Source organism: Streptomyces sp. V2I9 (assembly GCF_030817475.1).
Classification (GTDB): Bacteria; Actinomycetota; Actinomycetes; order Streptomycetales; family Streptomycetaceae; genus Streptomyces.
The window spans coordinates 5,500,940-5,514,476 of record NZ_JAUSZJ010000002.1 but is presented as its reverse complement, the minus strand read 5'-3'; the positions used below and the strand labels follow the sequence as shown (position 1 = coordinate 5,514,476).

The 13,537-nt window shown below is 71.4% G+C and carries 10 protein-coding genes; 3 read left to right on the top strand and 7 right to left on the bottom strand.

Annotation, left to right across the window (positions count from 1 at the left end):
- Window positions 1–8 precede the first annotated feature (8 nt).
- Together QFZ71_RS24190 and QFZ71_RS24185 are read left to right on the top strand one after the other, a co-directional pair.
- Window positions 9–1,730 (top strand): sensor histidine kinase, encoded by a 1,722-nt coding sequence (locus tag QFZ71_RS24190; protein ID WP_307670262.1) that lies wholly within the window; start codon window positions 9–11, stop codon window positions 1,728–1,730.
- Entirely contained in the window at window positions 1,727–2,401 is a 675-nt protein-coding gene (locus QFZ71_RS24185) for a response regulator (protein WP_307670261.1), read from the top strand. Before QFZ71_RS24190 ends, QFZ71_RS24185 begins: the two co-directional genes overlap by 4 nt.
- 28 nt (window positions 2,402–2,429) lie before the next feature.
- Here QFZ71_RS24185 and QFZ71_RS24180 read toward each other — a convergent pair whose 3' ends face one another.
- From QFZ71_RS24180 to QFZ71_RS24170, 3 genes are all read right to left on the bottom strand, one after another.
- Complete coding sequence (locus tag QFZ71_RS24180; RefSeq protein ID WP_307670260.1) at window positions 2,430–4,022, bottom strand: cation acetate symporter; 1,593 nt, start codon at window positions 4,020–4,022, stop codon at window positions 2,430–2,432.
- Complete coding sequence (locus QFZ71_RS24175; RefSeq protein WP_373465145.1) at window positions 4,019–4,498, bottom strand: DUF485 domain-containing protein; 480 nt, start codon at window positions 4,496–4,498, stop codon at window positions 4,019–4,021. The genes QFZ71_RS24180 and QFZ71_RS24175 overlap by 4 nt, the downstream gene beginning before the upstream one ends.
- Window positions 4,499–4,780: 282 nt before the next feature.
- Window positions 4,781–6,907, bottom strand: coding sequence for a type IIA DNA topoisomerase subunit B (locus QFZ71_RS24170; RefSeq protein ID WP_307670259.1), 2,127 nt, complete (start codon window positions 6,905–6,907; stop codon window positions 4,781–4,783).
- Window positions 6,908–7,355: 448 nt separating this feature from the next.
- On the opposite strand from QFZ71_RS24170, the gene QFZ71_RS24165 reads away from it, so the two are divergent.
- Entirely contained in the window at window positions 7,356–7,586 is a 231-nt protein-coding gene (locus QFZ71_RS24165) for a hypothetical protein (RefSeq protein ID WP_228988688.1), read from the top strand.
- A 263-nt stretch (window positions 7,587–7,849) separates the two neighbouring features.
- Here the strand turns inward: QFZ71_RS24165 and QFZ71_RS24160 are convergent, their stop codons facing one another.
- From QFZ71_RS24160 to QFZ71_RS24145, 4 genes are all read right to left on the bottom strand, one after another.
- Window positions 7,850–8,677 carry a trypsin-like serine protease gene (locus tag QFZ71_RS24160; RefSeq protein ID WP_307670258.1) on the bottom strand — a complete coding sequence of 276 codons (828 nt, stop codon included), beginning with the start codon at window positions 8,675–8,677 and terminating at the stop codon, window positions 7,850–7,852.
- Window positions 8,678–8,838: 161 nt separating this feature from the next.
- Window positions 8,839–10,386 (bottom strand): RNA polymerase sigma factor, encoded by a 1,548-nt coding sequence (locus tag QFZ71_RS24155; protein WP_307670257.1) that lies wholly within the window; start codon window positions 10,384–10,386, stop codon window positions 8,839–8,841.
- 326 nt (window positions 10,387–10,712) lie between these two features.
- Window positions 10,713–11,600 (bottom strand): FadR/GntR family transcriptional regulator, encoded by an 888-nt coding sequence (locus QFZ71_RS24150; RefSeq protein WP_307670256.1) that lies wholly within the window; start codon window positions 11,598–11,600, stop codon window positions 10,713–10,715.
- 160 nt (window positions 11,601–11,760) lie between these two features.
- On the bottom strand, window positions 11,761–13,497 hold the full coding sequence (locus QFZ71_RS24145) for an ATP-binding cassette domain-containing protein (RefSeq protein ID WP_307670255.1): 1,737 nt from the start codon (window positions 13,495–13,497) through the stop codon (window positions 11,761–11,763).
- Window positions 13,498–13,537 lie beyond the last annotated feature (40 nt).

Genomic DNA, 13,537 nt, shown 5'->3' with positions numbered 1-13,537 from the left:
TTCGTACGATGAACGCCCCACCGAACCCCGGCAGGGGGACCCGCCGGTTCGGCTGGCCCCGGCGGGTCTTCTCCCAGGTCCTGCTGATGCAGCTGGCCATCATCACCGGTGTGACGATCCTGGTCACCGGGCTGTTCCTGGCGCCCCTCAGCGACCAGCTCGACGACCAGGCGATGCGCCGCGCCCTCGCCATCGCCCAGTCCACCGCCGCCCAGCCGGGCATCGTCCGGGACCTGAGCAGCACGGACCCGTCGGACCGCGGGCCCGTCCAGTCGGCCGCGGAACGGGTCAGGCGGGCGACCGGAGCGGAGTACGTCGTCGTCATGGACGGGCGCGGGGTGCGCTGGTCCCATCCCTCGCCCGACCGGATCGGCGCGGTCGTCTCCACCGACCCCGGTGAGGCGCTGCGCGGTCGTGAGGTCATGGAGATCGACAGCGGGACCCTCGGGCGTTCCGCGCGCGGCAAGGTGCCGTTGGTGGACGACTCCGGCGAGGTGATCGGCGCGGTCTCGGTCGGCATCGAGTACGACAGCGTCCGCGCCCGCCTTCTCGAGGCGATTCCGGGGCTGTTCGCGTACGCGGGCGGGGCCCTGGCCGTCGGGGCGCTCGCCGCTTACCTGATCTCGCGTCGTTTGCAGCGGCAGACCCACGACCTGGCGTTCTCCGACATCTCCGCGCTGCTGACCGAGCGCGAGGCCATGTTGCACGGCATCCGGGAAGGGGTCGTCGCCCTGGACGGCGGCGGCCGGGTCCGACTGCTGAACGACGAGGCGCAGCGGCTGCTGGGGCTGGGCCCGGAGGCGGCGGGCAGGCCGCTGGCGGAGGTGCTGGGCGAGGGCCGGACCACGGACGTGCTGTCCGGGCGCGTGGTCGGCGACGACCTGCTGGCGGTGCGCGGCGGCAGGGTCCTGCTGGCCAACCGGATGCCCACGGACGACGGCGGCGCCGTGGTGACGCTGCGCGACCGGACCGAGCTGGAGCACCTGGGCCGCGAGCTCGACTCCACCACGGGGCTGATCGACGCGCTGCGCGCCCAGGACCACGAGCACGCGAACCGGCTGCACACCTTGCTGGGCCTGCTGGAGCTGGAGATGCACGAGGACGCGATGGAGTTCGTCACGGAGGTGGTGGGCGTCCACCGGGCGACGGCCGAGCAGGTCACGGAGAAGGTCCGGGACCCGCTGCTGGCCGCCCTCCTCGTCGGCAAGGCGACGGTCGCCGCCGAGCGCGGCGTCGCACTGCGGCTGACCCCCGGCACCCTGCTGCCGGACCGGGTGGTCGATCCCCGCGGTCTGGTCACCGTGGTCGGCAACCTCGTCGACAACGCCACGGACGCGGCGGCCGGATCGGACGGAGCGCGGATCGAGGTCGAGCTGCGGGCGGAGGACCGTACGGTGGTGCTGGGGGTACGCGACAGCGGCCCCGGCGTGGCCCCGGACCGGCACGAGTCGATCTTCACGGAGGGCTGGTCCACCAAGGACGTCCCGGCCCACGGCAAGCGGGGCCTCGGACTCGCCCTCGTACGGAGGCTCGCGGAGCGCCAGGGAGGCGGGGTCACGGTGTCCGACGCGGACGGCGGCGGTGCGGTGTTCACGGTCGTGCTCCCGGACGCCCTCGCCGAAGCCGAGCCGCACGACGCGGCAGGTCCCGCGCCCGGACGCGCCGCGGACGGACCTTCCGGCGGCCCGCGGTCCTCCACCCATCCGGCCCCGACGGGAGAACAGTGGTGATCCAGGTCCTGATCGTGGACGACGACGTGCGCGTGGCGCAGATCAACGCGGCGTACGTCGCCAAGGTCTCCGGGTTCCGGGTGGCCGCCCTGGCGCACTCGGCCGCCGCCGCCCTGGAGGCCGTCGAGGAGATCCCGGTGGACCTGGTCCTGCTGGACCACTATCTGCCCGACCGCAACGGCCTCGCCGTCGTACAGGAGCTGCGCCGCCTCGGCCGCCGGGTCGATGTGATCATGGTGACGGCCGCGCGGGACGTGGCGACCGTGCAGGACGCGATGCGGCACGGCGCGCTCCAGTACCTGGTCAAGCCCTTCACGTACGCCGGTCTGCGCTCGAAGCTGGAGGCGTACGCGGCCCTGCGGCAGACGCTCGACGGAGGCGGCGAGGCGGAGCAGGCGGAGGTGGACCGGCTCTTCGGCGCGCTGTGGGCGGCGAGCGAACCGACCCTCCCCAAGGGCCACTCCCCCACCACCGCCGAACTGGTCCGCCAGGCACTGCGCGGGGCACAGGGCCCGCTCTCCGCCCAGGAGATCGCGGACAGCGCGGGGATGAGCCGGCAGACGGCACAGCGCTATCTGAAGCTGCTGGAGCGCACGGGCAAGGTCCGGCTGACGCTGCGGTACGGCGAGACGGGCCGCCCGGAACACCGGTACGCCTGGGCCTCGGGCTGAGCCCTTCCTCCGGGGCTCCCGCAGGCCGCTACGCCGCTCCGGCCCCCGTCAGCGCGCGGACCTCGGTCTCCGCGTGCTTGGCCTCGTCGGGTGGTTCGGGCGAGGTGAGCGTACCGATCCAGCCGGCCAGGAAGCCGAGCGGGATGGAGACCAGGCCCGGATTCTCCAGGGGAAACAGCTGGAAGTCGACGCCCGGGAACAGGGACGTCGGGCTGCCCGAGACGACGGGCGAGACCAGCACGAGGACCACTGCGGGGACCAGCCCCCCGTACACCGCCCAGACCGCGCCCCGCGTGGTGAAGCCGCGCCAGAACAGTGAGTACAGCAGGGCCGGAAGGTTGGCCGACGCGGCCACGGCGAAGGCGAGGCCCACCAGGAAGGCGACGTTGAGGTCCTGCGCCAGCAGTCCCAGACCGATCGCGACCACGCCGATCCCGGCGGCGGCGACCCGTGCCACGGTGACCTCCCCGTGCTTCCGGCGGCCGGGGCGGCGGAGCGACGCGTAGAGGTCGTGGGCGACGGAGGCGGAGGAGGCGAGCGTGATGCCCGCGACGACGGCCAGGATGGTGGCGAAGGCGATGGCCGCGACCACGGCGAAGAGAATCGTTCCACCGGTGGAGCCCTCCCCGCCGCCGAGTTCGAGGGCCAGCAGCGGGATCGCGGTGTTGCCCGCCGCGTTCGACGCGCGGACCTCGGCGGAGCCGACGAGGGCGGCGGCGCCGAACCCGAGCACGATCGTCATCAGGTAGAAGCCGCCGATCAGTCCGATGGACCAGACGACGGAACGGCGGGCCGCGCGGGCGGTGGGCACGGTGTAGAAGCGCGACAGGATGTGCGGCAGCCCCGCCGTGCCCAGGACCAGGGCCACGCCCAGGCTGATGAAGTCGAGGCGGGAGGTCAGGTCGCCGCCGTAGCGGAGGCCGGGGGCGAGGAAGTCCTTGCCGTGGCCGCTGCGTTCGGCCGCGGTGGTCAGCAGGTTGTCGACGTTCCCGTGGAAGTCCACCAGGACGAGCACGGTGAGGACCACGGCCCCGGCCATCAGCAGGACGGACTTGACGATCTGGATCCAGGTCGTGGCGCGCATCCCGCCGAACGACACGTAGATCACCATGAGCGCGCCGACCCCGACGATGGTCCAGGACCGGGCGGCGTCGCTCGTACCGCCGAGCAGCAGGGCCACCAGGCTGCCCGCGCCGACCATCTGCGCGACCAGGTACAGCACGGAGACGGTGACGGACGAGGTGCCGAGCGCGGTGCGCACCGGGCGCTCCGCCATCCGCGCGGCGACCACGTCGGCCAGGGTGAACCGGCCGCAGTTGCGCACGAGTTCGGCGACGAACAGCAGGACGACCAGCCAGGCGACGAGGAAGCCGACCGAGTAGAGCATGCCGTCGTAGCCGAAGAGGGCGATCAGCCCGGAGATTCCCAGGAAGGAGGCCGCGGACATGTAGTCGCCGGCGATGGCGAATCCGTTCTCCATGGGCGAGAACAGCCGGCCCCCGGCGTAGAACTCCTCGGCGGAGCCCTGCCGGTCGCGGCCGACCCAGGTCGTGATGAACAGCGTCACCGCGACGAACGCGCTGAACAGCAGCAGGGCGAGGGTCTGGTGGTCGCCTCTCACCGTACGGCCCCTCGCGTCATCTCCTGGGTGTCCCAGCGCAGATCGAGCGCCGCCCGGTCCCTGCGCAGCCGCGCGTGCCGTGCGTACGCCCAGGTGAGCAGGAACGTGGTGAGGAACTGACCGAGCCCCGCCGCCATGGCGACGTTGACCGCCCCGGCGACCGGGCGGGCCATCAGCCCGGGCGCGGTGGTCGCGGCGACGACGTAGGCGAGGTACCAGAGGAGGAAGGCGAGGGCGGCGGGGAACACGAAGCGGCGGTAGCGGCGGCGCACCTCGCGGAAGGCGGCGCTGCCGTGCACCTCGCGGTAGATCTCTGCCGCGCTGGGTACGGGCCGCTCCGCCCCCTTCGCACCGGCCGTCTCGGGTGCCATGGGGGCGCCCGCCCCGTCCTGCTCGCCCCGGCCGGGGGCCGGTACGTCGTCCCACGGGTCGTCGAGCCGCGCGCCCGCGGACATCGGCCCTGCTTCCTTCTCCACCGAACAACTCCCCTGATCCGCCGGCCTCTTTCGGCCGCACGGCCCACCATGGGTGGTTCGGGAAGCCACCGGGCGTGTCATTCGCCCGACTTCACCCCTTCAGGTGACATGAGCCCGGACGGCTGCGCGGTTTCCCGGTTCCGTCCCCGGAAAACGCACCCGGCCCCCGCTCCGGCGGACGGAGGCGGGGGCCGGGCGGACGTACGGGTCGGGAGGACGTACAGGTCGGGACTGCGGGGCCGGTCCTGCGGGATCGGACGGTACGGAGCCGGGCGTGCGGGGTCAGGCGTCGATGCGCGAGCGGTCCAGGGTGGCCGCGGAGCTGGTGATGAACTCCTTGCGGGGGGCGACCTCGTTGCCCATCAGCAGGTCGAAGACCTGCTCGGAGGATTCCAGGTCCCCGATGTTGATGCGCCGCAGCGTGCGGTGGCGGGGGTCCATCGTCGTCTCGGCCAACTGGTCGGCGTCCATCTCGCCGAGGCCCTTGTAACGCTGGATCGACTCCTTGATCCGGACGTTCTTGCGCTGGAACTCCAGGAGGGTCTGGCGCAGCTCGTTGTCGGAGTAGGTGTACACGTACTTGTCCTGGCCCTTCTTGGGCTGGACCAGCTCGATCCGGTGCAGCGGCGGCACCGCGGCGAAGACCCGTCCCGCCTCGACCATCGGGCGCATGTAGCGCTGGAAGAGGGTCAGCAGCAGGGTGCGGATGTGGGAGCCGTCGACGTCGGCGTCGGTCATCATGATGACCTTGCCGTACCGGGCGGCGTCGATGTCGAAGGTCCGCCCGGACCCGGCTCCTATGACCTGGATGATCGCGCCGCACTCGGCGTTCTTCAGCATGTCGGAGACGGAGGACTTCTGGACGTTGAGGATCTTGCCGCGGATCGGCAGCAGCGCCTGGAACTCGCTGTTCCGGGCCAGCTTCGCGGTGCCGAGCGCCGAGTCGCCCTCGACGATGAACAACTCGCTGCGGTCGACGTCGTCGCTGCGGCAGTCGGCTAGCTTGGCGGGCAGCGAGGAGGACTCCAGCGCGGTCTTGCGGCGCTGTGCGTCCTTGTGCTGACGGGCCGCGATCCGGGTGCGGGCGGCGGCCACGGCCTTCTCCAGCACTGCCCTGGCCTGGGCCTTGGCGTCCCGCTTCGTGGAGGTCAGGAACGCCTTGAGCTCCTTGGCGACCACCGCTGCGACGATCCGGTTGGCCGCCGAGGTGCCGAGCACCTCCTTGGTCTGTCCCTCGAACTGCGGCTCCGCGAGCCGTACGGTGACGACGGCGGTGAGCCCTTCGAGCGCGTCGTCCTTGACGACGTCGTCCTCGGCGACGCGCAGCATCTTGGCGGAGCGCAGCGCCTCGTTGACCGTCTTGGTCAGCGAGCGCTCGAACCCGGCGACGTGGGTGCCGCCCTTGGGGGTGGCGATGATGTTCACGAACGACTTGACGGTCGTGTCGTAGCCGGTGCCCCAGCGCAGGGCGATGTCGACGCCGAGTTCGCGGGTGACCTCCGTGGGGGTCATGTGACCGCGGTCGTCGAGGACCGGAACGGTTTCCTTGAAGGTTCCCGTACCGCTCAGCCGCTGGACGTCGCAGACGGCCTTGTCCTGGGCCAGGTACTCGCAGAACTCGCTGATGCCGCCGTCGAAGCGGAACGTCTCCTCCGTCTTGCCCGCGCCGTCGACGCCGCGCTCGTCGCGGACGATGATCGTGAGGCCGGGGACGAGGAAGGCGGTCTGGCGGGCCCGCTGGTAGAGCGTGTCCAGGTTGAGCTTGGCGTCCTTGAGGAAGATCTGCCGGTCCGCCCAGTACCGCACCCGGGTACCGGTACGGGTCTTGGGGACGCGCTTGCCCTTGCGCAGACCGTTGGCCGGATCGAACGGGCTGTCCGGCCCCTGCTCGGTGAACATGCCGGGCACGCCTCGCCGGAAGCTGATGGAGTGGGTCGCGCTGTTCCGGTCGACCTCGACGTCCAGGCGGGCGGAGAGGGCGTTGACGACGGAGGCGCCGACGCCGTGGAGGCCGCCCGAGGCCGCGTAGGAGCCGCCGCCGAACTTGCCGCCGGCGTGCAGCTTGGTCATGACGACCTCGATGCCGGAGAGACCCGTCTTGGGCTCGACGTCGACCGGGATGCCACGGCCGTTGTCCCGGACCTCGACGGAGGCGTCGTCGTGGAGGATGACCTCGATCCGGTCGCAGTACCCGCCCAGGGCCTCGTCGACCGAGTTGTCGATGATCTCCCAGAGGCAGTGCATCAGACCACGGCTGTCGGTGGACCCGATGTACATTCCAGGACGTTTGCGGACCGCCTCCAGCCCCTCGAGGACGAGGAGGTGCCGCGCGGTGTAGTTGGAGCTGTCCCGGTCGCCGCCTGCACCGGTCAGCATCGCGGTGGACGGCACGGACGTTTCGGCGGTCACGCGGTTCGCTCCTCGCTGAATTTCATCTGGGGCCCCCGTGGGTACAGGGCTCGGCTTCGGTTGCCGCTGAGAGCCTACAGAGGCCTGGTAGAGCGGTTGTAACGCCACCCTCGGGGAATCCTCATGCTAGTCGAGCCTCATCCAGGCTCGCATGGATGTTCGATCATTCGTTGGAGTGACGTGCACATCACGTTCCCTTCGACGCATGAACCATTTAGGCTCCGGGCACGTCCTCATGAACAAACCGGCAAGCCGGCCGGCGGGACCCACCCCCCTGACAAGCAATGCGAAACCGTAGCGCTTCCGCATACGGCACATTCGCCGCCAACCGGCAACAGACAGCCACACCGAGAAGAAGTTTCGAAGAAAAGCCACGAGCGGGAACGTTTTCGGCCTGGTTGGATGTTGACCCTGGTACGACAGCTCGTCGAGCTAGAGAAGAGGCGACGTGACTACTGTTCTGACCCCCGCGAGCCCGCTGACCGCGGCTGACCGCTGTGACCGTTGCGGCGCCCAGGCATATCTGCGCGTCGTTCTGATCAGCGGCGGTGAACTGCTCTTCTGCGCCCACCACGGGCGCAAGTTCGAGCCGGAACTCAAGAAGATCGCCGCGGAAATACAGGATGAGACGGATCGGCTCACCGCCGTGCAGACGGCGTCCGCCGACGAGGAACACTGACACCTCGCACCATCCACGACGAGCCAAGGGCCGGTCCAGGACCGGCCGACGGGCGGTTTCCCCACCTCGGGGGCGCCGCCCGTTCTCGTATGCGGGCTCCGGGGGCACGTCCGGCGGGCCTCGGAGCCCGGACGGAGGCCACGGGATCGTGCCGGGCCTGCCGCCGGCCCGGCGCACGGATCCCGGTCGGCTCGGCGGACAGGCTCGTCCTCACGCGGGGCGGTCGCGCAGGCACACCGCCCCGCGTACCGGCCCGTCCCGCCTCAGATGCGGCCCTCGGCCCATCGCAGGGCGGCGGAGATCCGTGTGTACACGCCGGGGCTGCCCGGACGCCCGCAGCCGCTGCCCCAGGACACCAGGCCGATGAGCCGCCCACGGGCCACCAGCGGCCCGCCGCTGTCACCCTGGCACGCGTCCCGGCCACCCGCCGGATCGCCCGCACAGAGCATCGCGGAGGCCCTGTACGTGCCCTCCCGGCCCCCCGGATAGGCCCGCGCGCAGTCGGCGTCGGGGAGGACCCGGACGCGCGCGGAGCGCAGCACGGAGGCGTACGTGCCGCTTCCCGTCGTATCGCCCCAGCCGTAGACGTCCGCGGCGGTCCCCGCCCGGTAGGCGGCGTCCCCTCTCCGTGCCATCGGAATGGTCCCGCCCTTCGGCAGGGCGCGGGCCAGGGTGAGCACCGCGAGGTCGCCGGCGTTGGAGACGGGGTCGTACGCCGGGTTCACCCAGATGGCCCGGACCGGGATCTCCCGGCCGTCGGAATCGCCCAGCCGCTCCCGGCCGGCGATGACGCGCAGGTCCTTCACCCTGCTCACCGGTGAGCCGAGCGCCTCGTCACTCAGACAGTGGGCGGCCGTCAGGACCTTCGTGGGAGCCACGGCGACTCCGCCGCAGAACTGGCCCGAGCGGGCTCCGCCGAACCGGTCCCGGCTCGACAGCGCCACGGCCCAGGGACTGTCCGCCACGGGGGCGGGCCGGCCGCCGACGACGATGCTCTCCGCGACCGCCTCGGAGGGCGAGGCGAGTGGCACGGTCGCGGCTGCGGTCAGGGCGAGCACCCCGGTCAGGGCACGGACGAGGGAACGGGGCATGGAGGCTCCTGACGCTGAGGCGGTAACGTTTCACCCAGCGTGATCCAGCAGATGCGCGTCCACCCCCGAGGACACGCCGGAGGGCCCGGATCCCCTGGGGATTCCGGGCCCTCGGCCGGTGATTCTTCCGCGATCCGGTATGCGCTCCGGACCTCCTCGGTCTAGTCGAGGTAGTCGCGCAGCACCTGGGACCGCGACGGGTGGCGGAGCTTCGACATGGTCTTCGACTCGATCTGACGGATGCGCTCACGCGTCACCCCGTAGACCTTGCCGATCTCGTCGAGCGTCTTCGGCTGGCCGTCGGTGAGGCCGAAGCGCATCGAGACCACACCGGCCTCACGCTCGGAGAGGGTGTCGAGCACCGAGTGCAGCTGCTCCTGGAGGAGCGTGAAGCTGACCGCGTCCGCCGGGACGACGGCCTCGGAGTCCTCGATCAGGTCACCGAACTCGCTGTCGCCGTCCTCGCCGAGCGGGGTGTGCAGCGAGATCGGCTCGCGGCCGTACTTCTGGACCTCGATGACCTTCTCGGGGGTCATGTCGAGCTCCTTGGCCAGCTCCTCCGGGGTGGGCTCGCGGCCCAGGTCCTGGAGCATCTGACGCTGGACGCGCGCGAGCTTGTTGATGACCTCGACCATGTGCACCGGGATACGGATGGTGCGGGCCTGGTCGGCCATGGCGCGGGTGATCGCCTGACGGATCCACCAGGTGGCGTACGTGGAGAACTTGTAGCCCTTGGTGTAGTCGAACTTCTCGACCGCACGGATCAGACCGAGGTTGCCCTCCTGGATCAGGTCCAGGAAGAGCATGCCGCGACCGGTGTAGCGCTTGGCCAGGGAGACCACCAGGCGGAGGTTGGCCTCCAGGAGGTGGTTCTTGGCCCGCCGGCCGTCCTCGGCGATGATCTCCAGCTCGCGCTTGAGCTTCGGCGCGAGCTTGTCGGCGTTGGCCAGCTTGTCCTCGGCGAAGAGGCCGGCCTCGATGCGCTTGGCGAGCTCGACCTCCTGCTCGGCGTTGAGGAGGGGGACCTTGCCGATCTGCTTCAGGTAGTCCTTGACCGGGTCGGCGGTGGCGCCGGCGACGGCGACCTGCTGAGCGGGTGCGTCGTCCTCGTCGTCGTCGGAGAGGACGAAGCCCTTGTTCTCGCCCTCGCCCTCCTCTTCCTCGCCCTTGCCGGCCTTGACTTCCTCGGCCGGCTCGTCGCCGTCGAGCAGTTCGTCGTCCTGCTTGCCGGCCTTCTTGGCGGCGGTCTTCTTGGCCGCCGTCTTCTTCGCGGCGGTCTTCTTGGCGGTGGTCTTCTTGGCCGCCGCCTTCTTGGCGGGCGGGGCCGCGACGGCGTCGTCGGCCACCGCGTCCGCGCTCTCGGCCGCCGGGGCGGCGGAGGCGGCGACGGTCCGGGTCACGGTGGTCTTCGCCGCGACGCTCTTGGTGGCGGTGCGCTTGACCGGGCTCTTCGCTGCGACGCTCTTGCGGGCGCGCTTCGGCGACTCCGCTGCACTGACCATCAGCGTCACACCCTCTTCCTCGAGGATCTGGTTGAGGCTGCGCAGAACGTTCTTCCACTGGGTTGGCGGAATCTGGTCAGCCTCGAAGGCCCGACGCACGTCATCGCCGGCGATCTGCCCATCAGCCTTTCCCCGCTCGATGAGCGCCATCACAGATGCGGACTCGGCGATCTCCGGCGGGAGCGTACGGGATGTGCTGGCCGACACGAACAACCTCTCGGAACAATGGAAACGGCTTCCGGCCCTGCCCTGGAGAGGGCTGGAACCGACGACCGTCGGCTGGGGATGTCGCCGACGGCGCGGGCTTGGTCTCAGAACTGCACAGCGCGCCCCGAGGGCTGCTGTATTCCTTCCGCGACGCTCACCTCTTAAGTCATCGCGCTGCTTCGAGGAGCGTTACGGCCAATCCGCGTGGCCCGAGTCACACCCCATAAGCGACGAACCGCACCAAGGGTGACATCCCTCCACAATTATGCCGCCGGACCGGTGCGGTCCGGCGGCACCGGGCCCACACGCCCGGCCGCGCTCCTCCGTCAGTGCTCGCGCGGCGCGGGAACCACACGCTCGACGTCGGGATGGACGATCAGCAGCTGCCGCATGGCCGCTTCGGCCGCTCCGGCGTCGCCCGACGCCAGGGCGTCGACGATCCGCGCGTGATGGGCCAGCGAACTCTCGCCCGGCCGGTCACAGCCCGTGACGGGGCCGCCGGAGACATGGAGGGCCGCAGAGACGATGCCGGAGAGATGCTCAAGCATCCGGTTGCCCGCCGCCTGGATGAGCAGGGCGTGGAACTCCGCGTCGGCGCGGGAGAAGGTGATCGCGTCCCCCTGCCCCATCGCGTGCCCCATGATCTCCATCATGTCGCCGAGCCGCTGCTGGATGTCGTCCCGGCCGTGCCCGGCCGCGAGGCGGGCGGCGAGCGGTTCGATGGTCCAGCGGAGCTCGGCCAGCTCGCGGCGCTGGTCGTCGCGCTGCGGACCGAAGGCCCGCCATTCGATGATGTCGGGATCCAGCAGATTCCAGTCGCTGACCGGGCGAACCCTCGTCCCCACGTTGGGGCGCGCGCTGACCAGCCCCTTGGCTTCGAGGACGCGCAGGGATTCGCGTACGACGGTGCGGGAGACCTCGAACCGCTGACCGATCTCCTCGGGGACGAGGGGGCGGTCCGCGCCGAGGTCGCCGGAGACGATCATCTGGCCCAACTGCTGGACGAGTTGGCCGTGGAGACCGCGCCCCCGGCTGGCGGACCCCCGCCGGCTCGCCCGCCCCAGCTCGGAGTCGGACCCGCCCCAGGTGCGGGACGCGGCGCGCTCGCCGGCCGGCGTCTCCGTATAGGGGTAGCGGTCGAGTTCGCCCGAGCCGGCCAGGCCGGAATCGGTGGTGCGGGCGGCGGTCATCATGGTGTGCGCAAGGGTACTCACGCATCCTTTGTCGGCGCGGCTCACTCACCCCTTGAGGTCTTTGGTGAAAAGCACACGAAAGGGTGATCGGCGCTCGCTCCGCAATTGACGCCACATCAGCGCAAAACGGTCATTTCTCAGGGAGTTACGACCTCCCGGCCTCGATACGGACGCGCGGCGATCACCAACGCGCCCTTCCGCGAAGGCTGGTGAACACATAAGCGCAGATCAGGGCTGACAACGACAGGGCGAGCGCGGTGCCGACCGGTTGCGCCACCACCCGCGCGACGGCCAGGACCCAGTGGTCCGCCTCCTGCGGCAGCTGCCAGCCGGCCAGTTCGCGCAGTCTCTCCGGGAGCCCGGCGACCGAACGCGCGGAGGGTGCCGCGAAGACCTTTCGCACCAGCGGGACGACGAGCACCGGAACGGCCAGTACCGCGGCGACACCTGCCCCCGCCGCCCGGAAGACACCGGCTGCCAGCAGTCCCGCCCAGGCGCAGCCGACGGTCAGCCCCGCCCAACTCGCGCCCAGAGCTACGGCGTTGGACGGCATCTCGATCAAGTCCGGCCCGTACACCAGCCGGAGGCTCTGCGCTCCGCCGGCCACGGCGAGACCCGCGAGGAGGAGCGCGAAGCCAGCGGTCACGGTGAGCTTGGCCAGCAGCAGCCCAATCCGCCGGGGTACCGTGCCGCGCGCCGCGGCGAGCGCGGGATAGCGGAACTCGTCCCCGAAGGACAGCGCCCCGAGCAGGCCCGCGCCGAGCGCGGCGGGAGGGAGCGGCAGCAGGGCGGGCCACGCGGCGAGAACGCGGGGCAGCGCCGTGCCGTCGGTGCGGGCGAGCAGGACGGACACCATGGCCGACACCAGCAGAACGGCCGCCATGATCACGGTCGTTGTCCTCACGCCGAGCGAGCGCCGCAGTTCGTACCGGAGGGGCCGCAGGGGGCCGCGCGCGGGGCGCACCCGGATCGGGGGCGGCAGTTCGGACAGAGCGACGGCCGATTCGGCCCGCCGCGGACTCCCGCCCTCCGCCGGGTCGGCGGGTCCGGTGTCGCCGATCTCGTCGGCGAGCCGGTGCACGGGGACGCCGTGCCGGTAGGCGGTGTCGCCGATCTCCGCGCAGTCGCTGCCGTACACCGTCAGTCGGCCGCCCGCCTCCTCGACCACCTCGACGGAGCGCTGCGCGGCGCGGGCCTCCCTGGTGACCACGGCCGCCAGCCGGGCCGCGTGCGGGGTGCGGACGGCGACCCTGGCGCGGAGCCGGGTGCGGGCGAAGTCGGTGACGTCCTGGTCGGCGAGGAGGCGGCCGGCGCCGATGGTGACGACCCGGTCGGCGGTGCGGGCCGCCTCCTTGGGATCGTCGGTGGCGTAGAGGACCGTGCCGCCCTGGGCCGCGTGGGCGCGGAGCAGCCCGTGGAGCCAGCTGTTCTCCCGCGGGGAGAGCCCTTCCGCCGGCTGGTCCAGGATCAGCGTGTGCGGGTCTCCGAGCAGGGCGGCGGCAAGACCGAGGCGACGGTCCATCCCGGTCGAGAGGGTGCCCAGACGCTGGTCCCCGAGTCCGGCCAGACCGACGACTTCGAGCACCTCGTCGGCGCGGGAGGCGGGCACGCCGGTGGCGGCGCAGAGCATCCGGAGCTGACCCCGAGCGGTCCGGGAGGGGTGACCCGGTACGTCGCCGAGCAGAACCCCCACTTCCCGCGCCGGGTGGGCGATACGGTGCAGCGGCCTCCCCCGGAAGTAGGCGACGCCCCTGCCGGCGTCCAGTTCGAGCATCAGGCGCAAGGCCGTGGTCTTGCCCGAGCGCGGAGCCCCGAGCAGGGCCGTGACCCGGCCGGGGGGAGCCTCGAAGGTCAGATCGTTGACGGCGGGCGGGGCGTCGCGACGGGGGGTGCTGGTGAGTCCGATGGCCTGGAGCATCGCTTCTCTCGCGTCTCTCGCGGAAGGTGAGACCGCTCGG

Coding starts and splice junctions, on each gene's coding strand:
- QFZ71_RS24160 (WP_307670258.1), bottom strand. CDS start 8,677: ATGCCCCGTTCCCTCGTCCGTGCCCTGACCGGGGTGCTCGCCCTGACC.
- QFZ71_RS24145 (WP_307670255.1), bottom strand. CDS start 13,497: ATGCTCCAGGCCATCGGACTCACCAGCACCCCCCGTCGCGACGCCCCG.
- QFZ71_RS24190 (WP_307670262.1), top strand. CDS start 9: ATGAACGCCCCACCGAACCCCGGCAGGGGGACCCGCCGGTTCGGCTGG.